Annotated in this window: 19 protein-coding genes; 6 read left to right on the forward strand and 13 right to left on the reverse strand. The window is 55.5% G+C overall.

Annotated elements, in window-relative coordinates; translation table 11 throughout:
- Positions 1-10: 10 nt before the first annotated feature.
- On the reverse strand, positions 11-1,675 hold the full coding sequence (locus SDD30_RS03555) for an AAA family ATPase (RefSeq protein WP_434073563.1): 1,665 nt from the start codon (positions 1,673-1,675) through the stop codon (positions 11-13).
- A 225-nt stretch (positions 1,676-1,900) separates the two neighbouring features.
- Here SDD30_RS03555 and SDD30_RS03560 point away from each other — a divergent pair, with 225 nt between their 5' ends.
- Entirely contained in the window at positions 1,901-3,058 is a 1,158-nt protein-coding gene (locus SDD30_RS03560) for an IS3 family transposase (protein WP_434073564.1), read from the forward strand.
- 61 nt (positions 3,059-3,119) lie between these two features.
- On the opposite strand, the gene SDD30_RS03565 is transcribed toward SDD30_RS03560, so the two are convergent.
- The 6 genes from SDD30_RS03565 to SDD30_RS03590 are packed head-to-tail and all read right to left on the reverse strand — an operon-like array spanning position 3,120 to position 9,971.
- Positions 3,120-3,329 (reverse strand): hypothetical protein, encoded by a 210-nt coding sequence (locus tag SDD30_RS03565; protein WP_434073565.1) that lies wholly within the window; start codon positions 3,327-3,329, stop codon positions 3,120-3,122.
- 12 nt (positions 3,330-3,341) lie between these two features.
- Complete coding sequence (locus SDD30_RS03570) at positions 3,342-5,225, reverse strand: restriction endonuclease subunit S (RefSeq protein ID WP_434073566.1); 1,884 nt, start codon at positions 5,223-5,225, stop codon at positions 3,342-3,344.
- Positions 5,222-6,892, reverse strand: a complete 1,671-nt coding sequence (locus SDD30_RS03575) for a type I restriction-modification system subunit M (protein WP_434073567.1) — start codon at positions 6,890-6,892, stop codon at positions 5,222-5,224. Before SDD30_RS03575 ends, SDD30_RS03570 begins: the two co-directional genes overlap by 4 nt.
- Positions 6,893-6,899: 7 nt before the next feature.
- On the reverse strand, positions 6,900-9,194 hold the full coding sequence (locus SDD30_RS03580) for a DEAD/DEAH box helicase family protein (protein ID WP_434073568.1): 2,295 nt from the start codon (positions 9,192-9,194) through the stop codon (positions 6,900-6,902).
- Between the two features lie 44 nt (positions 9,195-9,238).
- Complete coding sequence (locus tag SDD30_RS03585) at positions 9,239-9,736, reverse strand: type II toxin-antitoxin system VapC family toxin (protein WP_434073569.1); 498 nt, start codon at positions 9,734-9,736, stop codon at positions 9,239-9,241.
- Positions 9,726-9,971: a hypothetical protein gene (locus tag SDD30_RS03590; RefSeq protein ID WP_434073570.1), complete on the reverse strand. Its 246-nt coding sequence runs from the start codon at positions 9,969-9,971 to the stop codon at positions 9,726-9,728. The genes SDD30_RS03585 and SDD30_RS03590 overlap by 11 nt, the downstream gene beginning before the upstream one ends.
- Positions 9,972-10,248: 277 nt before the next feature.
- Between SDD30_RS03590 and SDD30_RS03595 the strand changes: the two genes are divergently transcribed.
- Positions 10,249-11,250, forward strand: coding sequence for a serine hydrolase (locus SDD30_RS03595; RefSeq protein ID WP_434073571.1), 1,002 nt, complete (start codon positions 10,249-10,251; stop codon positions 11,248-11,250).
- Positions 11,251-11,476: 226 nt separating this feature from the next.
- Here the strand turns inward: SDD30_RS03595 and SDD30_RS03600 are convergent, their stop codons facing one another.
- Entirely contained in the window at positions 11,477-13,480 is a 2,004-nt protein-coding gene (locus SDD30_RS03600; protein WP_434073572.1) for an oxidoreductase, read from the reverse strand.
- A gap of 451 nt (positions 13,481-13,931) precedes the next feature.
- On the opposite strand from SDD30_RS03600, the gene SDD30_RS03605 reads away from it, so the two are divergent.
- Positions 13,932-14,720 (forward strand): copper amine oxidase N-terminal domain-containing protein, encoded by a 789-nt coding sequence (locus SDD30_RS03605; RefSeq protein WP_434073573.1) that lies wholly within the window; start codon positions 13,932-13,934, stop codon positions 14,718-14,720.
- 5 nt (positions 14,721-14,725) lie between these two features.
- Entirely contained in the window at positions 14,726-14,974 is a 249-nt protein-coding gene (locus SDD30_RS03610; RefSeq protein ID WP_434073574.1) for a hypothetical protein, read from the forward strand.
- Between the two features lie 55 nt (positions 14,975-15,029).
- On the opposite strand, the gene SDD30_RS03615 is transcribed toward SDD30_RS03610, so the two are convergent.
- Both SDD30_RS03615 and SDD30_RS03620 read right to left on the reverse strand, forming a co-directional pair.
- Positions 15,030-15,461, reverse strand: coding sequence for a type II toxin-antitoxin system VapC family toxin (locus SDD30_RS03615; RefSeq protein ID WP_434073575.1), 432 nt, complete (start codon positions 15,459-15,461; stop codon positions 15,030-15,032).
- Positions 15,442-15,699, reverse strand: a complete 258-nt coding sequence (locus SDD30_RS03620) for an AbrB/MazE/SpoVT family DNA-binding domain-containing protein (protein WP_434073576.1) — start codon at positions 15,697-15,699, stop codon at positions 15,442-15,444. Before SDD30_RS03620 ends, SDD30_RS03615 begins: the two co-directional genes overlap by 20 nt.
- A gap of 170 nt (positions 15,700-15,869) precedes the next feature.
- Here SDD30_RS03620 and SDD30_RS03625 point away from each other — a divergent pair, with 170 nt between their 5' ends.
- A complete protein-coding gene (locus SDD30_RS03625; RefSeq protein WP_434073577.1) occupies positions 15,870-16,634 on the forward strand; it encodes an ABC transporter ATP-binding protein in 765 nt (254 codons plus the stop codon).
- Between the two features lie 16 nt (positions 16,635-16,650).
- Positions 16,651-18,321, forward strand: coding sequence for a putative ABC transporter permease subunit (locus SDD30_RS03630; protein ID WP_434073578.1), 1,671 nt, complete (start codon positions 16,651-16,653; stop codon positions 18,319-18,321).
- A 281-nt stretch (positions 18,322-18,602) separates the two neighbouring features.
- Here SDD30_RS03630 and ligD read toward each other — a convergent pair whose 3' ends face one another.
- The 3 genes from ligD to SDD30_RS03645 form a co-directional block, all read right to left on the reverse strand.
- A complete protein-coding gene (ligD, locus tag SDD30_RS03635; protein WP_434073579.1) occupies positions 18,603-19,589 on the reverse strand; it encodes a non-homologous end-joining DNA ligase in 987 nt (328 codons plus the stop codon).
- 574 nt (positions 19,590-20,163) lie between these two features.
- Positions 20,164-20,919, reverse strand: a complete 756-nt coding sequence (locus tag SDD30_RS03640; protein WP_434073580.1) for an energy-coupling factor transporter transmembrane component T family protein — start codon at positions 20,917-20,919, stop codon at positions 20,164-20,166.
- Entirely contained in the window at positions 20,894-21,739 is an 846-nt protein-coding gene (locus tag SDD30_RS03645) for an energy-coupling factor ABC transporter ATP-binding protein (RefSeq protein ID WP_434073581.1), read from the reverse strand. The genes SDD30_RS03640 and SDD30_RS03645 overlap by 26 nt, the downstream gene beginning before the upstream one ends.
- Between the last annotated feature and the right edge of the window lie 79 nt (positions 21,740-21,818).

Consider the following 21,818-nt stretch of genomic DNA (forward strand, 5'->3'; position numbering starts at 1 on the left):
AGTCCCTCCTTTAAGCAAACCTTTCACGGTATCCTTCTTCAAAGAAGCCGCCCGGCCAAGCATCAAGAAACTGTCCATCCTCATCCAACTCCAAATGGCGCACAGCTGAAGAGGTGCCCCTGGGCTGCACGAAAAGTACGCACACGTCTTCGGGTTTGACCATTGGTACGTTTTTCGGAAGGTTGCCGTTACTGGTTTCACGCATTCGCCGCATGACTCGCAGAAGCAAGTGTTCGCTATGGGTCTCAATCAGAAAACGGTTCTGATCGTCACCAAGCGCCGACTGGATGAACACATCGCCCAGATCGGTTTGTAACGCCGGATGAAGGTGAATCTCAGGTTGCTCGATGGCGATAATCTGTTTCTTGGAAGCATAGGCCCCCACCAGAACTGGTAGAACCTGGCTCACACCGATTCCTACGTCCCGGTGGCTCACTATAGTGTTCGAACGGCGATCAATCATGATGAGTTCGTTGAGTTTCTCAATATCCGAAGACTGAATAAGGTTGCGGATCTTTGTCGCCTCTGCTTCAAGGTCCTTGATTACGGGCCATGAGGGACCCATCTGGTCCTCGTCGATTTCGTGTTCTATGCCAAGTCCTTCTTCATTCAGCCGTTCAAGACCCTCGAGTAACGGCCCGCCGAGTTGGTCAATCCCTACGAGATCTCTCAAAACCAATTCATAAGGCGTCTGCAGCCGATCCGGGGCGGTGAGCCAAGCGTTAACCAATTCGCGCACACGGGAATCGCGACGAACCACATCCCAGGCATAACCCCCGCCGGCAATCCAATTAGGGTCATGATGCTGTGAAAAGGCCAGATGCCGTGGTGGATAAGACCGGAGGGGGCCCAAATACTGAAACCGGGAGAGTTCCTCAGCAACCGCCTGTCCAATGCCCCGTATCAACTCGTCCAGTGTACGGGGAATGAAAAACTGGACGGCAGCGGCCAAATCCTCCCGACGGCGTCCGCGGCTGACAGGAAAAAGCGAAGCTTGCGTGCCGGGGTTAAAAACCTCTGATCTGGTGAGTCCCTCGGGCAGAAACTTCCCTGCGGAGGCAACGATTTTAGGAACAACTTCTGTGATGGCCTCCTCTAACCCTTCGAAATCGGAAGGCAGAAGGGTTTCGGTGGTTGTGGACATCTCCACAATCGCCTTCACGACTTCCCGGAAAACGGGGTGCCGGTGATCCAGCCGGTCCAGTTGCAGCTTACCGTCTGGGCGCTTACTCATGCGCATCAGGCTTCTATCATCGCCCAGAACCTCATAAGTATGAATCTCAGGCAAGGTTTCGGGGAGAGGCCGTCCCTGATCATCTAATGCCATTCCCACCGCAAGAGAGACTGTCAGCCGCTTCACCGGAGCTAGAAGTTCGGCCATTCGGCCCCTCAACGACGCCGTGTCAAGTTCCGCCGACCACTCCATCCGGCGGTTAACATCCCGGCGATGGATAAATTGGCGGAACCCTCCCAAATCCACGGACTCACCGCCCACGGTGGTCCGATGTACATCCAAATCGCCCGTCTCCAATGCATGGCGAGCCAGAATCAGGCTGTGAATAATACTCGATTTCCCCGAGCTATTGGCCCCGTAGATCAGGGTGAGGGGGCGCAAGGGAATCCGTTGCGTTTCGGCAAAGGCCTTAAAATTCGCGATTTCTATGGCGGTAAGCACAGCTATTTCGTCCCCTCCCATATTTGCAGAATATACATGAGCCAGGAATCCGTTTTGAGGAGGAGGGCACGGAGTTGCTCATCTGTCAGTTCCAACTCCGGCGCATGAACAGTGCATGTGCGCTCAACCCCTCATTTACGGCGGCGGTTATACGGGGACTGGTTGGTCGGCTTGTATAATGGACCCAGGATTTAAGACACAAAAACAGGGGGTCCTAAGATAAAAATGTCTGTTCGGAAAAGCTACTCACCAGAATTTAAAGCCAAAGTGGTGCTGGAAATTCTCAAAGAGGAAAAATCCATCTCGGAACTCTCATCCGAACACGGGGTGCATCCAACCCAGCTCAATCGGTGGACGGCCCTGGCCATTAAAGAACTGCCGAGCCTATTTACTGACAGGCATAATGAAGTCGCAGCTCTTAAGGCCGATTATGAGCAGCAGCTCCAGGAGTTGTATGCTGAAGTAGGGAAGCTCACCACCCAATTGGCCTGGTTGAAAAAAAATCTGGTTTCTGACCTTACCCGAGCTGAACGCGTGGCCCTGGTGGAATGGGACAATTCCGAAATACCCATCATGGCCCAAGCAGAACTCTTGGGGCTTAACCGCACCAGCCTCTATTACAAACCCGTTGAGCCCAGCCCGGAGGAGGTGGCCATTAAGCGCCGTATCGACGAGATCTATACCCAGACTCCATTTTATGGTTCCCGGCGCATAACGGCTCAACTACAAAGGGAGGGATATCTGGTCAATCGCAAGGCCGTGCAGCGCCATATGCGGGAAATGGGGATAGCCGGCATCTGTCCTGGTCCCAATCTGAGCAAAAGAAATCAGGAACACCAGACCTTCCCCTATCTCTTGCGCCATCTTACAATCGATCACCCCAATCAAGTCTGGGGCATTGATATCACCTACATCCGGCTAAAACGGGGATGGATGTACCTGGTCGCCATCATCGACTGGTACTCCCGCTACGTCGTAAGCTGGGAGTTGGACCAGACTCTGGAGGTCCCCTTTGTTTTAGAGGCTGTCCAAAGGGCTCTGCATCAAGCCCGGCCGGAGATTATCAACAGCGATCAGGGGAGCCAATTTACGAGTCACCAGTACATCAGTCTCCTCCAGGCAGCCGGTGTAGCCATTAGCATGGACGGCAGGGGTCGGGCCCATGACAACATCTTTACTGAGCGATTATGGCGTAGCTTGAAGTATGAAGAGGTTTACCTCCATGAATACCAGACTCCCAGGGAAGCCCGTGAGGGCATTAAAAACTACCTCAAATTTTATAACGAACAACGCCTCCACCAATCCCTGGGCTATTATACACCGGCTCAAATTTACTATCAGGCAGCCGATTCCCAGGAACTAGTATCCATATCTGGAAACTAAACAAGCCATATCAAGATAATCAATTTCCAAATATAACCTTATCGAAACATCTGTTTGTAGCTTAAAATTTTTCATTTTGTGTCTTGACATCGGGGTCCACCTTATTGAACGTGATACTTTCCTCGCTTGCCTTGGCGCGGACTGCATCCTCGGTGCGTCCCAGTTTGAGCGCGATCACCCGCGTGGGCGTGTTCTGATCGGCCAGCTTCTGCAATTGCTTAACCTGCTTGTCCGTCCAAGGTTTACCGTGATTTTCCGGTTTCGTGGCCATAATATGCCTCCTTTAGTTTTGGGTTGGAATAAATCCGAAGCTGCGTAGCCCTCGAAGTGCAGCTTCGATATTCCTGTCCGAGAATTCTTTGCGTTCGAGCTTGGCCCGCCAATCAGGGTATCGTTGAATCTCATCTTTAATGGAAGCTACAGTCACCTGGCTGCCCAAGGTGTCAAGTGCTTCGGCGGCCTCGAGGACTGTGGCCCAGCACTCCAATACCGGATACCTCCAGCCCTTCATCCCCTCAAGCATCTGATCCACCATAATCCTGGCTTGACCGAGTAATTTAGCAGTCTGCTCGGTAGCTTCGGCGGCATTTGCCCCGGGCCAAACCGGTTTCAGCTTGCCTTGAGCCTTACCAAGAATGACCCACCCTTTCTTTTGCGCGAGATTTAGAAACTTGTAGAACTCGTCGTCTAGCGGGCCTGCAGCGCGCTTGGCAAAGGTTTCGGTGAGCTCCAGTTTAGCCTTGCGCTGCACCAGGTAGAAGAGCTTGGCCAGCTTCACACGACCGATTGGCCGGTCCGGCTCGTGACATTTCTGCGTGATGTAGGCGGCCAGGGCAGCCTTGTTATACATGTCATGACCGGCGTGGCGCTTGGTCCTCACCTCTGGTTTGCCCTTTTCGCAAGCGGGAGCCTCCAGCGCTTTAGCCTGCTGCTCCATCTCGGCCAAGAGTTCCTTCATGTGCGCCTCGCGCCACTTGGCGGTGAGGTCGCCGGTAAAGGCGCGGTGGAGGAGATTTTGGAATATCTGCTCAACTTTATTTTTCAACTCGTCAACCTGGTTCGCTCGGTTGAGGATGTCTTGCACAGCCACAGCAAATCGGTGTTGGAGTTCAAGCGGTGGACAGGGAATACGATAGCGCTTCAAAAAATCAACCGGTACCCGTTGTTGCCCGGCTGATCCCGTAAAGCTGGCTACCGCTTGCCGTCGGAACACTTTAAGGCGAACGAGGCAGTAAAGCCACTCGGGGGTCGCCATTGCTCCCGCACGGAGAACATGAAACTCTGTGGAGCCAAAGCCATACCCATTCCGTAGCCCGGAAGCGATTGCACTTTTCCCATTCTGCATACAGGGTGTGATTTTGGCGAATAGGATGTCACGGTCTTTGAATGGAGTGTACCCGCGAGAAACCTCCGCAAAAGGTCGGCACTGGGAACCGACTATTCGTCCCCATTTCTCATCAATATCGGACATGGGCACAAAACCGAATTCGGTTTCCGGTTGAGGATTCCCTCCATCGAAGCGTGGGTTTATTTCGGCGACATCCGGATCTCCCAAAAACCTGGTTGGCCACCCCTTTGGGTTCGTGACTGGGTCGCCGAACATTTTGTAGAAAAGAGCGGGAAGGATACGGGCAGCCCTGGCGTCGGCCTCAACGCGCTTCTTCCGCAGCGCATCAGCCTGATCGAGTATCTCCACAATTCGCCTTTGCTCGGAGGGGGACGGAAGGGGCAATTTGTATTTTTTTAGTGCACCACGTCTAATCTCTTTGAAGGTCGTTGACCCAGCCAAAGAAGAAATCTCACCTGTAAAGTACTGGAGGGCGTATGCTAGATATTTAGAATCAACCCCTGGCTTGGGGATAAAATTTGTGAAGCCTTGGTTGGTTGCCAAAGGAACACGAGCTATACCAATCTTTCCGATTGTCGCACGAGACGAATAGAGTACAGTCCCAACAGGAAGGAGGTTTGCGGCACAGGAACGTAAACCCGTCTCGGTAATATGATCGGCCGTATCGTAAACATCTGCTATCCCAGACCCCGGCAGTGGGAGATCAGTCGGCGTAACCCAAGGAATATCGCCATCCCAGTATTCAGAGCGATTACGTTTGGGGGTACTACCTCCAGAAACACTGGCAAGTTTGTCAAGTTGAAGCATCGGCCACTTCATTCCCCTGCCTCCACTTCCCGAAGCAACTTCTCCAGGCCGTTTGCGATTTCCCGTTCGATAGCCAGTGTCTCACGGATAAGCTGGGCCGGGTCTTCGTCCGGGGCGTTCTCGGCGACCTGCGGCTTATAGCGCCCGGCGGCCAGGTTGTAGTCGTTTTCCGCAATAGTTTTTATCGACGCCCACCAGCAACGCGGCTCATCGCTGCCAGGAGGTAGAAACGTTTCTGCTTCAACGCCGGGGGGGTTCTTATAGCCAGACTTCTTGTATTCCTCCCATCGGCGCAAAAGGTCGGGGATATCGTTGCGATCTGGTGTCTCTGGCCTGCCGCCGGCCTGAATTTTATCCGGGTCAAAGCCGTCAGCACGGACATCATAGAACCAGACTTTTTCCTTGTACTTGGCTTTCTTGTCCTTCCGGCCCCCGGCGGCAGGCCGCCGGAAGACCAGCACCCCGGTCTTCACGCCAGCATAGGGCTTGAAGACGCCGGCGGGGAGCGACACTACGGCCAGGAGGTCGTAGTCCTCGACCAGCTTGCGCCGAAGCTCCATATGTGCCGAGGTCGAACCAAAGAGTAGCCCTTCGGGCACTACCACGGCGCAGCGGCCGCCGGGAGCGAGGGCTTCCATCATCACCGCCAGAAAGAGCAACTCGCTCTTTTTGGAGTTCGTAGGTAAGTCCTTGCGGATAGACTCCCTGGGCAACACGCCGGCGAACGGCGGATTAGAGAGGATCACCTTGTAGCGGCGATTAAGATCGTCCTCGGTGAGCCCGCCCATGTCGGAAAGCGTGTTGGCGCGTTTGACGTTGGCCTTACGGATGCCGTGCAGCACCAGGTTCATCATAGCAATTCGCATCATCTGCCGCGATACGTCGTAGCCATAAATGGAGTGCTCCAACAGGTCCCAATCCGCGATCTTCTCGCCCGCGCCCTTGCGGTAAGTCTGCAGAGTCGGGATGTCCTTCCTGGCCTCCTCGATGGTCTGGCTGCGTTTCTCCAGCCATTCCTCACCGTAAATGGGCACTTCCTGAGGCTCGGCGGAGTACTTGGCGAGAATGTATTCCACGGCGTCAATGAGGAAGCCGCCCGTGCCGCAGGCCGGGTCATAGATGGTATCGCCCACGTCCGGGTCCACCATTTCCACCATCATGGTACGGATCTGGCGCGGCGTGCGGAACTGGCCGTTTAGAGCCGACTGGCCGAGGTGGGTCAGCAGGTATTCGAAAATATCGCCTTTAACGTCAGTGCCCAGTTTGGCAAAGTCAATGCCGTCGATCTCGTCCACCACCTGCTTAAGCACGTTCGGGTCAACGATCTCGAGCACCGCGTCACGGAAATATTCGGCTATCTGGGGCTCTTCTTGGACCAGGGAAGCCATATAGGGGAAAACCTGGTCGCGCACGAAGTCACGCAGGTCCGGACCGCTCTTGAATCTCCATTTACTCCAGCGGTAGCGCTCCGCCTGTTCGGGGAAAAGGCATTTGCCGTTGCCGTTGGCTTTTTCACCGAGAAGGCGCGCTTTGAGCTCGCGGCTCGACTCCTCTTCATCGAGCAGCTTCAAGTAAATGAGGTAAGAAATCTGTTCTATATAGGTGACTGGATTGGTGACTCCCCCGGCCCATAGGATGTCAGTGATCCGGTTCAATTTTCTGCGCAAGTCCTGGTTCATTTCTTCTTCACTTCTCCTTGGGCGATGCAACCTTCTTCATGAAGACCGATTCATTCATATCCTGGATGATTTCTTTGAGCCCTTTTTCCCCGAAGAGTTCCACGCCGAGCCCCGCAGCGTTCAAGATGGAAAGTGGCGGCTGGAAGAGGTCTTCCAGCTCAATTTTGCCCCTGGCAATACCCCGGTTTTTAAGGAGCGACAGGTATTGCGCCTGCTGGGGTGTGAGGGATTTGGCCACCAGCCAGGCCTGGAAGTTTTCCGTTAGTTCCTCTTCGCGGTCCTTGATCTTGAGGCTACCCAGTGCGGCCCGGATGAAGTCGATCAGGTTACCGCCGGGCTGACGGTATGCTCGCCGGAGATTTTCCTCGTTGAAGTACATCTCCGGCCGATTTAAACGCCCGGCCAGAGCCTTTTCCTCTTCTTCCGTGAGCAGTTCGCCACGACGCACCTTCTGAAGAACCGGGTCATCCTTGGCATTGGACTGTACAGTTTTCTCCCAGTTGGTAATGTACTCGCGCTTGTCTATGCGCTCACCTTCCGGACCAACTTCAATATAGGTAACAGCGTAAAGCCACTCATCTTCAAGACCCAGTTCGACAAGGTCGCCCGGCGATTTGGGCGGTTTCCGAATGCCGCCAGTTGCATGACCACGGCCGGCACCGCTGAAAATGTCGGTATCGCTATCGTTGAAGTACTCGTGATTACCGAAGAAATCGTAGATGACAAACTTTTGCTTGCCGATGTGTGGTGCGGTCCTGGTTCCGCGCCCTCGCATTTGCTGGTAAAGGATAGGGCTGCGCACGCGGCGGCACATAACTAAATGCAAAACCTCACGGCAATCAAAACCAGTATCCAGCATACCCACGCTGACCGCGACCTGGGGATATTTCTCCCACTTGAACTTGCGGATCAGATCATCAGCGTTGGCAACATCACTGGTGATGATCTCGGCATATCGGCCCTTGAGTTCCGGGTGCAGTTCGTTCAGATAATGAGCTAACCTTGCAGCGTGGTGCTTAGTGATGGCAAAAACGATAGTCTTGCCCGGGCCGACACTCTGACCGGGCGCGAGCTCCTTGTAGTTTTCCCAGGCGAGGCGGTCGAACTCCTCCATCATCTTGCGGTTTGTGTCTTCATTGGTCCACTTGCGCTCGAACTCGGCCGGATCGTAGGTCTCATCATTTACTTCCGCGCCTTCAGCGAGAATGACCGTGATACCGGTGGCAAATTTGTAGGGGACAAGGTAGCCATCTCGGAACGCTTGCTGGATGGGGAACACAAAATCCGGTTGGCTATCCTTGCACTGATAAAACTGGAAGGTGTTCCGCTCGATATAGGCTGATGGCGTCGCAGTCAAGCCAATGTGTAAAGCGTCGAAATGTGTAAGGGCAGTCTGCCATGCGCCGTAGATGGAACGATGACATTCGTCGGCAATAACAACGTCAAAATACCCACTGGTAAACTCCATATACCGGCTGATCATAGTCTGGAGAAGGCAAACAGTAATCTGCTGTTCCTGGCGGTCCATTCCGGGCCGTAACCAGTAACTGCTATACTGATTCAGGATATCTTGAATGGTTCCCAATGCCTGATTAGCGAGCTGCTCGCGGTCCACAAGGAATAAGATACGTTCAGCTCGTCCTGCCTGGATGAGACGTTTAATGTACAGGCAAATCATGTCTGTTTTGCCCGTACCAGTAGGAAGCTCGATTAAGAAACGGCGCTTACCCAATTCCACCGCATGGTCAAGCGCCTGCATTGCCTCCCGCTGATAGGGACGAACCTGGCGAGTTTCCCCTTGACGGAGGTAGTATTCGGGGATCTCGATTGTAGCGAGCGGTTGGCGAGTTGCGCGCATCTCCACAAGCCGTTCCAGGTCGCGCCTTGAAAAAAACGAATTGACGATGCGGGCATCATCGTTTCCGTAGTCCCAGAAATAAATAAGTTCACCGTTCGTTAAAAAGATGAAAGGTGAGCCTATCTTCCTGGCATAGGGGAGGGCCTGCTTTTTGGCCGTGTAGGGCTCAATAGCGGAGCGCTTGGCCTCGATAATGGCCAGCGGCCGGCCGCGACAGTCTAACAACACATAATCCGCTCTCCCGGTCGGGATCTCATCGCCATCAGGTGTCCTGCGGGATGGCCCGGCTTCATATTCAGCCTGAGACTCGGCGACTTTGGCGATAGGTAAGCCGATCTGAAATTCAGTGAGTACCTGCGATTTGTCGGCGGGATCCCAACCTGCTTGCCGGAGCAGGTCATCAATCATGATTCTTGCATCCGCTTCGCTTGAATGATGTTTCACAGGCACTCCTCCCGTGATCCTCGATAATTGTAATCTTCAGGTGATCACACATCCATCGGCTGTAATAGGGTTAAATTTTCCACCTGGCTAAAGGCTGAATCATTGCTGGCCAGATGCAGGCAGTCCTGTTGCCGGCAGGCGGCTAGAAGGATAGAATCATTAGTCATTAGCCCGTACTTCTGTTGCCAGGCAACCGCCTGATAGCATAATTCCTGGGTAACGGGGATTATGTTAATATTCATTTCCGGTATTTTTTGTACCTGACTGGCGTAAGCAGTGAGTTGCTTAACTATTTCCGGCTTACTTTTTAATTTTTTGGCTATATTGCCCGGCGTAACCAGTTCCCGGGCCAGGGCTTCCAGCATCATTAGACGATGCATGACTTCTAATAAAATGCTGGTAGTGGTAAACCCCAGGATCTCTTCCCCTTCACAACGCTCCAATAATAAACTGCATTCCTCTGATATGCCGGTGAAGTGATAGATAAAGATATTCGCATCAATAAAGATGCTGCTTCCTGCTTTTAATTCCTCAAATCTCAAAAAAGGCTTCCTCCTCGAGGACCTTCTTTACCAGGTCCGCCGGCACCGGTAAACTCCCTTTAGTACTTCTAACTACAGACAGCAAGCCTTCCCCGGTTTTCTTTTTACTTTGGGCCAGATACTGTTCCAGGGCTTCTTCGATTATTTCGTTTAAATGTTTTTGCTTTTGATTGGCAAAAAGCCTAGCCCGGTAAAGCAGCCGGGGGTTAATGGCCGTACCTATTTTTTGGCGCATATTACCACCTCACCTAATTAAAGTATAGTTCCAGCTATAAAATATGTCAAGATTGTATCTAGATATATTTCGTGGGAACAGCAAAGTGATTGCCGATTTTACCCTCCTTGCCCCTGGTAACTGCTACAGGACTTTCCTCCACCGGTAAAAATTACGCTGGTGATACTTATACTTCTTTAATCTTTCACCGTCGCTTCTATGTTTTAATATTTAAAGGGACACCCCCCCTCATTCCTATCAATTAATATTTCCCCAACTATCCTCAGGAGGTGCTTTGATGTTCCGGCGTCATAAGTTCAAGTTCTTTTTACTAGCCGGCACCCTGGTAACTATAATAGCCTTTCCCCTAGTGGCCTGGGCCATGAATTATCAGGTCCAACCCGGCGATACCTTGTGGGCCATTGCCCGACGTTTCAGTACCAGCGTCACCGACTTAAAGGCCGGCAATAATCTTAGTAGTGATGTTATTTATCCCGGCCAGAATCTCAACGTTCCCGATGGCGCCTCGCCTGGTGTTCCCGATTATACCACCCTGCAGCAGCAGATCCAGAATTATCTGGCGGACAAGCCTGGGACCTACGGCGTCTACTTTAAAGACCTGGCCTCCGGCCGGTCCTTCGACATCAATGCTGACACTCCTCTGCCGGCAGCCAGCACGGTGAAACTACCGGCCGTCCTCTTCATCAATAGCTTGGTGGACCAGGGTATCCTGGACTGGCAGCAAAAGCTGACTTACAACAGTGCCACCGATTACCAGGGCGGTAGCGGTATCCTGCAGTTCAGCGTCAAGGACGGGGATCAATTCACCCTGCGTACCTTGACTACCCTGGCCATTACCACCAGCGACAACATAGCTTACAACATGCTGCGCCATTTCGTCGGCCAGGGCAGCATCGCCGGTTATATGGAAAGCCTTGGTGGCCAGACCGTCTTCCCGGACGGGCAAAACCTCAGTACCGCCCGGGATATGGCTGCCTATGTCCAGGCCGCCCTGAATTCCGCCGATACCAGCGCCAACGGCCGCCGGTTGCTGGACGATATGGCCAACGGTATTTATAATGAAGGTATTCCTTTGCAAATACCCGCCGGTGTTACTGTAGCCCACAAGGAGGTCTTTGTCTGGGGTAGCCCCGGTGACGTCGGCGTGGTCTTCGGCTCCCGGCCCTTCATCTTCACCATCCTTTCCCAGGACGTTCCCGATCCGGACCAGGGTTTCGCCAATATCGCTACTATCACCCGGATGACGTATGACTACCAGGAGAATTCGGCTGGCAAATAAGCTATTCTCTTGAGGTTGACTCAAAACCTTTATTCAGGGGCTTGCTCCCTGAAACGCCCGGCAATAAGAGGCCCCCGGTATGCCTGCAGGCACTACCAGGGGCCTTTTTAGCTGATACTATACAACCAAGCCACCCCGCCGCCGAGCACGGCTGAGTGCCAAGTTTGCTAGCCGAGAACCACCGGAGCCCGGTGCCTATACTACCAGCCCGTAAGTTAGAGATTGCCTAAATGCTCCGCCCCACCTCGTAGCCCTCCCAGATGGCTGCCAGAATGTTCCGGGGCTCCCGGGAGTCGCCGATGAGATACAGGTTGGGGGTCTTATCCCGTAGGGCGTTGTAGAGCCGCTGGTCGGCAGCAAAGCCCACGGCCAGGACGACGGTGTCGGCCGGCAGGTTGCTACGCCGGTAGGTCTTACTGATAAGGGTTACGCCCGCATCAGTCACCTCCAGGACGCTGGTCTCTGTCAACCATTTGACTTTCTTCATTTTAAGCAAATCAATAAGCATCATGCGGTTCATATAAGGAACGGGGATGCCGGCGCGCATCAGGTCGTCCAGGATCTCGATAATGGTGACCTCCTTACCCTGTTGCGCCAGCCAGAGGGAGGCTTCGCAACCCGCCAGGCCGCCGCCGACCACGACCACCCGGCCCCCTGCCTGCTTCCTGCCCAGGAGGAGGTCGGAGACGGTAGTTACTTTATCTTTATTGACTCCGGGTATGTCGGGGATCGCCGACGTAGAACCGGTAGCCACAATAACCGCATCGGGATTTTGCTGCTGGACTAACTCCGGCGTCACCTCCTGGTGCAAGTGGATCGCCACCTGTAACTCGCCGAGTTCAGTCTTGTACCACTCCAGCAGGCGGCCGTCATCAGCCTTGAACTCCGGCACCGCGGCCTCGACGACGTGGCCGCCCAGGCGGTCGCTCTTTTCGTAAATGGCTACCCGGTGACCCCGCAGGGCGGCCACCCGAGCCGCCTCCATGCCGGCCACGCCGCCGCCGATGACCATGACCTGTTTTGCTACCGGCGCCCGGTCGATGGCGTACTCCTTTTCCCGGCCGCAGGCGGGGTTCACCGTGCAGGAGAGGGGCCGGCCCAGGAAGCCCCGGCCCAGGCAGCCGTCATGGCAGCCGATGCAGGGCCGGATATGCTGGCTCCTCCCGGCCATGGCCTTGTTGACCCAATAGGGATCCGTGAGGAGGCCGCGGCCGATGGCGATCATATCGGCCTGGCCTTTGTTCAGGGCTTCTTCCGCCAGTTCCGGGATCTCCATTCTCCCGGCGACGATGACCGGTACCTTGACAACTTCTTTTAACCTCTGGGTAAGGGGCAGGTAGCAGCCGTGCTGCTGGTAGACCGGCGGGTGGGCCCAGTACCAGGCGTCGTAGGAGCCGGCGTCGGCATTAAAGCCGTCGTATCCCGCCGCTTCCAGGATCCGCGCCGCAGCCAAGCTTTCATCCACGTCCCGGCCTTTTTCCTGGAATTCCTCCCCGGGCAGGCCGCCCTGGCGCCAACCCTTAATGTAGTTCTTGATGCTGAAGCGCAACAGGACGGGGTAGTCCTTACCTACCCGGTCCTTAATGGCGCGGACGATCTCCATGGGGAAGACCAGCCGGTCCTCCAGGGCACCCCCGTATTTATCCGTCCTTCTATTGAATAAGGCAATGGTGAACTGATCTAAAAGGTAACCCTCGTGCATGGCGTGGATCTCCACGCCGTCAAAACCGGCTTCGACGGCGATCTCCGCCGCTTCGCTGGCCCGTCGGACCAGGACCTCCACCTCCGCCGTGGTCAACTCCCGGCAGGTTAGGGAGGGGTCCCAGAAGTTAGGGATGGCTGACGGCGCCACCGGCTGGCTTTCCAGGAGAATGGGCGCTGCCACCCGGCCGAAGCCCATACCTAACTGCAAGAAGATCTTCGTACCATAGGCGTGGACCCGTTCCGTCAGTTCACCCGCCGTGGCGATAAAGTGCAGGGGGTTCGCCGTGGCCACCGGCACCGCCCCGGCCTTAAATTTCTCGATCTCATTATCGACTTTGGTGACGCTGGTGATAATCAGCCCGGTGCCGCCTTTGGCCCGCTCTACGTAGTAGTCAACCACCCGCTGGGAAAAACAACCGTCCAGGGTGGCCAGGCCTAGGACGCCCATAGGGGCCATGACAATCTTGTTCTTAAGCTCCACCCGGCCGATTTTTATCGGCTCAAAGAGTCTGGCGTAAGCCGGCATGATAGTTCCCTCCTGATCTGGTAATTAATTATAGGCGTAAAAGTATTGTAGATGGTCAGCAAATAAATTTTAAAGTTGTACAGACCAGCACCAGCTTTATTTTTCGATTATGATAGAGAATTATGCACCGGAAGGAACTTTTGGCCCTGTCCATACGTCTAGCTATATTGGAAAGGATATCCGGGGGTGATAACCTTGCCCGGACCGTAATTATCCCAACAATGCCAGGGCTGGTAGCAGGTAGCGAGAGACGCCGGGGTTTTAGACCACCCTGCCCGCCGCTTGAGAACTGAGTGATAAGTTGCTAACCTGGCAACGCTGATATCCGGAGGCTGTACTTGCTGATGCCGCCCGGCGACGTGGGTGTCTTGTAAAGATGTTCGGGAGAAAGCGTTTGGCCAGTAATCGGGCAGAACCAATCTTTAAAGTTTAAAGAGGGAGGTCATTTTCCATGCCCGCACTACATATACGGCCCCAGTCCCGGTCCCTGATCCTGCTGACTCTATTCTTCCTCCTGGCGGCCATATTTCCCGCCGGTGTCGTCCTGGCCGGCCCCGGGGATATAAGCATCGTTATCAACGGCCAGCCGTTGAACCTGGATGCGCCGCCCCTGCTCCAGGGCGGCCGCCTGCTGGCGCCGGTGCGACCCCTTGCTGCAGCCCTCCAGGCCCGGGTGACCTGGAATGAAGCCACCAATTCCGTAATAATCACGACAGCAAAAACCACCATTGTCCTGGAACCCGGAACTAAAAAAGCGGTCCAGGATGGCAAGAGAGTATCCCTCGATGTACCCGTCCAACATGGCAGTAATGACCGCATCATGGTGCCCCTGCGTTTCCTGGCGGAATCCCTGGGCGCTGCGGTAGCCTGGGATGCTCAGAACCTGACGGCCACCATCACTACTCCGTGGGTCACCGCCACCGGCAGGCTGGTGGTGAGCGACGTCGAAGGCCGTCACTTTGAACTGGAAACCGGCCAGGGCCGCCTGGTGCTGCTGCCGGAAGAAGGCTCCACCGGTATAGCTAAGGATCTGGAGAAATACGCTGGCCAGATGGTGATAGTGGTCGGCACCATGACCAACGAGCCCAATATCTATATGCGGGGGCCCATTATGCGGGTGAATTCCGTCAGTCCGGTACAATCCCCCACTCCGGCAGGCAGCGGTGAGGAAACCTATATGCTAGCATTGCTTCCTTCACCATCGCCTCACCCTACCTGGTGGTCAAGGGGCAGAACCTAGCCCGGGTGGAGATCTGGGCCGTACCCACCGGGACGGGGATAACCGAGAAGGATTATCAACTCCTGGGCCAGGCTGTTAAAAAACCGGAAACTGTCGGTCAGCAGGTCTGGACCTTCCCTATTCCCCAGAAAACCATCCTGGCCACCGAGATCTTCGCCAGGGGCTATGATGACCAGGGCCGGGAGGTTAGCAGGGTATCTTTGCCCTTCACGGGCGTTACCGAACTGAACAAAGCCCTGGGTACAACTGATTAGCCAATCGAAAAGGTGGCGGCCTTTCACCCCGGGCCGCCACCTTTTTCCCGATTAGTTATTTCAACCATAACAAAGGGAAGCCCAATTTATTGCTGGCTTCCTTTATTTCCGGATCACCGGTGACAACTGTGGCTTTATATTGTAAGGCAGCCCCTATGGCAAAGGCATCAGCATAGGAAAGGAGATGTAAAGCCTTTACTTTCGCAGCAGCAAGGGTCAATTCTTCATCACCCGCGAGGAATTCCACAGGCCATTTTTTAACGGTCTCTAACACTTTTTTAGCTTCTATTTCTCCATTTCTACGATATACGCGATAATATACTTCGCCTAAATTTACCCAGGTCAGCAAAAGCTTGATCATTTTTCCCCGAGCTTTTTGTAATAGTTCGGCCACCTTTTCGGCACCAGTCTCATCTTCCAGGTAGCAAATAACGGCATAGGCATCCAGGATATAATCCCCGGCGCTTTCAGGGCAGTCGTTGTTCATGTTTTTCCTCCAACCGGCGTTCCTCCTGCTTATAGGACGCATAAGTACTGGTAAGTGATGGTTTCCCTTTCAACATACCTCTAGCCTCAATTACCGGGTCAGAGGGGGCAGGAGTAATAATGATTTGCCCCTCCTTTTCGATAATTAAAGCGCGTCCCGGAGCCTGGAGGCCGTATTTGCGGCGCAAAAGGGCTGGAATTACCAATTGCCCTTTTGCAGAAATCTTTACCATAGGCATTGCGATATCCCTCCTTTGTTTTACCGTTATAATAATTGTAAAACATCCGCGGAAAAGATACAACATCTCCTTAAAGGGAAAAAATAGCGTTGCCAGTTGCCGGCCAGATCAGTTGCTTCCGGGACGGTAAAATGGTAGACTAACTGCAGCGAAATCCGGGGGGGTTGCATGTGATTGAACTCAACCATCTGACCAAGGTTTATCGCCAGGGACGGGTTAAAGCCGTCGACGACCTGAACCTCCGGGTTCAGGCCGGCGAACTCTTCGGCTTCCTGGGCCCCAACGGCGCCGGCAAGACGACGACCATCAAGATGATGGCCGGGCTGTTAACCCCCACCTCCGGTGAAGTCATAATCAACGGCCACCATATGGCCGCGGACCCCCTGGCCGCCAAGGGCTCCCTGGGGTTTGTCCCGGATAACCCCGACATCTGGGAAAAACTGACGGGCCTGGAGTACCTGCAGTTCCTGGCCGATGTCTACCGGGTGCCGGTTGCCGCCAGGCAGGCGCGGGTGGAGGAACTGGCGGCCACCTTTGAACTCCAGGACGCCCTGGGGGACAGCATCCAGAGCTATTCCCATGGTATGCGCCAGAAGCTGGTCCTGATGGGGGCGCTGGTCCACCAGCCGCCGGTGCTGATCCTGGATGAGCCCATGGTCGGCCTGGATCCCCGTTCCGCCTACCTGCTGAAGGATATCCTGCGCCGCCACTGCGATGCCGGCCATACCGTCTTTTTCTCCACCCACATCCTGGAGGTGGCCGAGCACCTTTGCGACCGGGTAGGGATCATTAATAAAGGCCGGCTGGTGACCCTGGGAACTATGGAAGAAATCAAGGCCCGCCATTCCCAGGGCGAGGAAACCCTGGAGCAGATTTTCCTGGAGATTACCGGCGCCGACCTGCCGCCTGAAAGGATGGACTTTAAGGAACAATAGCTCGGAGGCAAAAATTATGGCTACCTGGCGCCAGCGCAGTCCCTGGCAGGCCTTGTTGATCACCACTTTGAAAATAAATTTTCGTAGCCGGGGCGACAAAGGGAGATTTGCCGGCAAAAAGCTGCCGTTCCTGCTCTTGGCTTTACTGGTGTTGCTAAGTTTCATCCCCCTGGAGTTACTCTTTTTCTCCTTTTTCCTATCCCTCTCCAGGGCCTGCCTGGCCGCCAGCCAGCCGGCCCTGGTGCCGGTCCTCATAGTCGTGGCCGGGCAGATGGTCGTACTGGTCTTCGGCATGTTTTACCTGATGTCGGCCTTTTATTTCGCCCACGATATCGATGGTATGCTCCACCTGCCCCTGCGGCCCAGTCAGCTCCTGGGAGCCAAATTCCTGGTGGTCATGCTGGGGGAGCTCTTGACGGCTGCCGTCATTATCGCTCCAGGCTTCTTGGGTTACGGCCTGGCCCGGGGCGGGGGCCTGGCCTACTGGCTGATGGCGCTGCTAGTCTGGTTAATGCTACCCCTTTTACCCCTGGCCCTGGATACTATCTTTACCCTGGCCCTGGCCCGGGTGGCCAATCTCTCCCGGCAGCGGGATGTGTTGCGGGTCCTGGGGGGCCTTTTGGGACTGATCCTGGCTATCGGCATCCAGTTTTTCAGCCAGCGGTTCGCCCCGGGTGGGACGGCTTACCTGCCGGGTAACCTGGAGGTTTTCCAGGGCATGGCCGGCCGCATCGGCAGCACCTTCCCCCCGGCCCTCTGGGCCGCCGGGGCCCTGGCAATGCCAGATAAGGTGACCGGATGGGTGAATCTATCCTTGCTGGTGGCCCTATCCCTGGTGGTGGTGGGCCTAACAGCCCTGTTAGCGGAAAGGGTTTACTTCCGTGACCTCCTGGCCGGCCGGGAAGGACCGGGCTGGCGCCGTCGTCAGCGCCCGGCCCCGGTGAGCCTGGCCACTGCCGGCGTTACGGCCGCCCTCTGGCGCCGGGAACTGAAACTGTTCCTGCGGACACCGACCTTTGTCATGAACGGCCTGGTAAGTACCATAGTCTTCCCCTTAATAATGGCCATTCCTGCCCTATCCCGGGGGGATACTGCTAGCTGGACCTTACTCAGCCAGCGGCCCCTCCTGGCCGGCTGGGTAGCCCTGGGTGGCGCCGGAATGGTTATGTTTTTGAATACTATCAACCACGTAGCCCCTACGGCCATCTCCCGGGAAGGCAAATTTATCTGGCTACTCCGCTCCCTGCCGGTGGAACCCCGGCTCCTGGTTCGCATTAAACTCCTCTTTAGTCTGGCCTTCGCGGTCCTGGGGGCCGTCCTGGTGAGCCTTGTCCTTTACCTGGTCCTGCACCTGCCCCTGGCATACCTGGCTATCATATTCCTCCTGGGCCTCTTAAGCAGCTGGCCGGTGGCCGCCCTGGGGTTGGTGGTCGATCTCTCCTACCCCCGCCTGGACTGGGTGGACCCCCAGCAAGCCATGAAGGGCAATTTTAACGGCCTCATCGCCATGGTCCTGGCCCTGCCACTGGTTCTCCTCCTGGTCCTATCGGTCTTTCTCTTGTCCCGCTTAGGCCAGGGGTATAACATCATCGTAGCCCTGTTGGCCCTGGAACTTGCGGTTGCCGGCCTGGTGACGACCAGCATCCTGGAGGGCATGGCCGAAAAGCATTTCCGCAAGATGGAGTAATGTGGGTTATGCCCCAACGGGCGGAAAACACGGTGAACGGTAAACCAACATAAAGATTTCCGCACAGCTGCAACAGATTATTGACGATATATTTGATATCAACGACCTGAAGAAACTGGAAGATTACCTGCAGTAAAGATCAACCTCAACACCAGGCCATCTGCACAGGAAGTTGAGCCATGGGTATAACGGCATCATGGCCCTAATGGCCCGGGCTCACTATGAACCGGTGGATACCGGGTCGATTACAATAATTTATTCCAGCGACATCTGGCCGGGGTTTAAACCCCGGCCAGTTTAAGCAGCGGTTCCAGAGCGTTTGGTTTCGCCAGGAAATCCTGATAAAGGTCGCCATAAACCTGCAGGCGCTCCCTGGCGGTGCGAATGTTAAAGTCAGCCGGGCTGAAATTTCCCTTTTCCACCTCTTCCCAGGTCAGGGGCATCGAAACCGGCGCCCCGGGCAGGGGCCGCAAGCTGTAGGGAAAGGCCATAGACCGGCCGCGGACATTCTGCAGGTAGTCCAGGTAGACCCGCTCCCGGCGTTTCGGGATTGATCGCTCGGTAGTAGCTTTCTGCGGGTAAACCCCGGCGACCAGCCGCGCCAGGTAGCCCATGGCTGCCGTCACCTGGTGAAAGGTCCAGCGGGGTTCCAGGGGGATAAAGATATGCAACCCCGTGGCGCCGGAAGTTTTCGGATAGCAGCTGATACGAAACTCCTTTAAGGCCTGGTGGACCAGGCGGGCGATATCCAGAACATCTTTAAAAGTCACCCCCGGGGCCGGATCCAGGTCCATGATGGCGATATCGGGGTATTCCAGGTGGACGGCCCGGGAGAGCCAGGCGTGGACCTCGATGCACCCCTGGTTGGCCAGCCAGATCAGGGTGGCGGCATTGTTGCCGAGGATGTAATTGATCGTCTTATCGCTGTCGGCGTGGTAGATAGGTGCCGTGGCTATCCATTCCGGGGCGTAGGCCGGGCATTCCTTCTGGTAAAAGGCCTCGCCGGTAATACCGTCGGGGTAACGCTTCAGGACTAGGGGGCGATCCCGTAGGTAGGGCAGGATCACCGGGGCCATGTCGACATAATATCGAATCAGATCCCCCTTGGTCAGGCCTTCCGGCCAGAAAACCTTATCAAGGTTAGTTAATTCCAGTTGTATCTCTGGCCCGCCTTGTTCCCGCCCTTGTATAGTTGATGGTAACAGGGGCGATGGGTACGGCCGTTCGGTAGTTAGTGACGTCGGTGTTCCAGGATGCTCATGTTGCATGCTTATAAAGCAGACCCCTTCCGCCTTCCAGTATTACCTGTAGTCTCTCCCATTCCGGCTCAGGCTCATACCCTGAGCCGCGCCCACCTATTTCCCCTGATACTGAGTCTCCCTACGGCTAAAGTCGCCTGCAGCCATGGGCTTTACGGCGATAAAGTGGTATGCGGTGCAAAATAGCTATACTTCAGGTTACAAATTTATGATATTAGCTGTGGGGGTGCATAAGGATGGAAGAACTGCACGAAGCCCTGGCCCAATACCTGGCTTCTCGTCTGCAGCCACCCGGGAAAATGAGCTTTACCGAGTTTCTCAAGGCAGCCCACTAATATAGCGCCGCTATTGCTACCCGCCTTTGGGCTTGCGCCCTACTCCGCAGGTATGGCTAGGGTGTTTTGTTCCTGCAGGGTGCCCAGGTCGTGGGCCTTGAACATGGCCCAAGAGAGGGTGTAAAGGGAATTATCGATATAGAGGATGCAAATATATTACCTGTCCCGATCTGCCGTGACAGTACCACGAGAAAATAGCATAAACTTTACCATGACTTCCCGGGCGGATAGATTAACTTTGTTTATCTTTAGAACAGGGTGATGACCACCAGGGCCACGGTAAAAAGCAGGGACCCGGCTATTACCCCCAGGTCCAGGGTCCGGAAAGTCGAAGTCCGCAATGACGTGCGCGAGCCGGCGCCGAAGCCGCGGGTTTCCATGGAGATGGCCATGGTCCGCGCCCGCTGGACGGATATCAGCAGTAGGGGCAGGGCCAGGGGGACGATGCCCAGGAAACGCCGGAGGATATTACGGCTTTCCAGGTCATAAGCCCGCGCCCGTTGGGCCTGGATAATCAGGTTCAATTCCTCCTGCAGGGTGGGAATAAACCTGAGGGAAGTAACCAGCATCAAGGCATAGACGTAGGGCACCCGCAGTTGCTCGACAAAGGCCACGATCATATCCTTGGGCGGGGTGGTGGCCAGGATTACCGGAATGGTGGAGGTCATGGCCAGCATCCTTAAAGCCAGCATGGTGCAGGCCGCCAGCCCTACGTCGGTAACCCGGCCGAAACCGGACCCCGGTATGAGGGTAAAGACCGTGTTACCCTCATCGATCAAAAAGATCTGGAAGAGGATGAAAATGGCGGCAAAAATAAGCAGCCCCCGGATGGCCGGCAGGATCTCTTTCAAGACCTTCCCGGCCAGGGCGACGGCCAGGACGGAGGCCCAGAGGCCCAGGAGGGGCAGGGGTTGTTGGAAGACAAAGGCCACGGTAATGACGGCCAGGGACCAGACCATCTTGGTCAGGGGATTGAGTTCATGCAGGAAGGACCTGGCGGGCATCCTTCTCCCCCCTTAAAGCAGTAATAATGGCTTCATACAATTCTTCTACCGTCAATACCCCCGGTAAAAGCCCGGCTTCCCAGTAGGGCCGGGCCAACTGGACGGCCTGGGGCGGTACCAGGCCGGTGGCTGCCAGGATGTCCTCCCGGGCGAAGACAGCATCCAGGGAGCCGTCCAGGAGCAATTCGCCCCCACCCAGGACCAGGGCGCGGTCGGCGAAGCGGGCCACCATCTCCATGTCGTGGCTGACACAAAGTACGGTGTGACCCTGGTGGTGTAATTTTTGGATAATGGTCATAATCTCCAGGGCTTCGCGGTAGTCCTGGCCGGTGGTGGGTTCGTCCAGTACCAGGACCGGTGGTTCCATGGCCAGGATGGAGGCCAGGGCCACCCGCTGGCGCTGGCCTTTGCTCAGTTGCCGGGGGTTAGCCTCCAGGTGAGAGGTGAGGCCGACGGCAGCGGCCGCCCCGGCCACCCTCTCCGCCAGGGTCCGGCCCTTAAGGCCCAGGTTCCGGGGGCCGAAGGCCAGCTCCTCCCGGACGGTAGGCAGGAAGAGCTGGTGGTCCGGGTTCTGGAAGAGGAAACCGACCCGGCGGGCCAGTTCTACCGCCCGCACCCGGGTAGTATCCAGGCCGCCGACCAGGAGGCGGCCGGCGGTGGGTTTAAGGAGGCCGCCCAGGAGCTTCAGCAGGGTGGTCTTGCCGGCACCGTTCTCGCCGATGAGGGCCACAAATTCCCCCGCCTTGATCTGAAAGGAAAGGCCCTGCAGGGCGCGGAATCCATTAGGGTAGGTAAACTCGATTGCTTCAGCCCGGATCATAGCTGTTCCTCCGATATAAGATGTGGGATGTGAGATGTGGGGGTGAGTGAGACAGATTCCCTCCGGGGCATGATACGCC

Origin of the sequence: Moorella naiadis (nom. illeg.) (genome assembly GCF_051020825.1) — a bacterium.
Lineage (GTDB): Bacteria > Bacillota > DSM-521 > Neomoorellales > Neomoorellaceae > Neomoorella > Neomoorella naiadis.

Coding starts and splice junctions, on each gene's coding strand:
- SDD30_RS03615 (WP_434073575.1), bottom strand. CDS start 15,461: ATGAACAACGACTGCCCTGAAAGCGCCGGGGATTATATCCTGGATGCC.
- ligD (WP_434073579.1), bottom strand. CDS start 19,589: ATGCAACATGAGCATCCTGGAACACCGACGTCACTAACTACCGAACGG.
- SDD30_RS03605 (WP_434073573.1), top strand. CDS start 13,932: ATGCCCGCACTACATATACGGCCCCAGTCCCGGTCCCTGATCCTGCTG.
- SDD30_RS03590 (WP_434073570.1), bottom strand. CDS start 9,971: ATGCGCCAAAAAATAGGTACGGCCATTAACCCCCGGCTGCTTTACCGG.
- SDD30_RS03595 (WP_434073571.1), top strand. CDS start 10,249: ATGTTCCGGCGTCATAAGTTCAAGTTCTTTTTACTAGCCGGCACCCTG.
- SDD30_RS03575 (WP_434073567.1), bottom strand. CDS start 6,892: ATGAACCAGGACTTGCGCAGAAAATTGAACCGGATCACTGACATCCTA.
- SDD30_RS03620 (WP_434073576.1), bottom strand. CDS start 15,699: ATGCCTATGGTAAAGATTTCTGCAAAAGGGCAATTGGTAATTCCAGCC.
- SDD30_RS03645 (WP_434073581.1), bottom strand. CDS start 21,739: ATGATCCGGGCTGAAGCAATCGAGTTTACCTACCCTAATGGATTCCGC.
- SDD30_RS03630 (WP_434073578.1), top strand. CDS start 16,651: ATGGCTACCTGGCGCCAGCGCAGTCCCTGGCAGGCCTTGTTGATCACC.
- SDD30_RS03565 (WP_434073565.1), bottom strand. CDS start 3,329: ATGGCCACGAAACCGGAAAATCACGGTAAACCTTGGACGGACAAGCAG.
- SDD30_RS03560 (WP_434073564.1), top strand. CDS start 1,901: ATGTCTGTTCGGAAAAGCTACTCACCAGAATTTAAAGCCAAAGTGGTG.
- SDD30_RS03640 (WP_434073580.1), bottom strand. CDS start 20,919: ATGCCCGCCAGGTCCTTCCTGCATGAACTCAATCCCCTGACCAAGATG.
- SDD30_RS03600 (WP_434073572.1), bottom strand. CDS start 13,480: ATGCCGGCTTACGCCAGACTCTTTGAGCCGATAAAAATCGGCCGGGTG.
- SDD30_RS03570 (WP_434073566.1), bottom strand. CDS start 5,225: ATGAAGTGGCCGATGCTTCAACTTGACAAACTTGCCAGTGTTTCTGGA.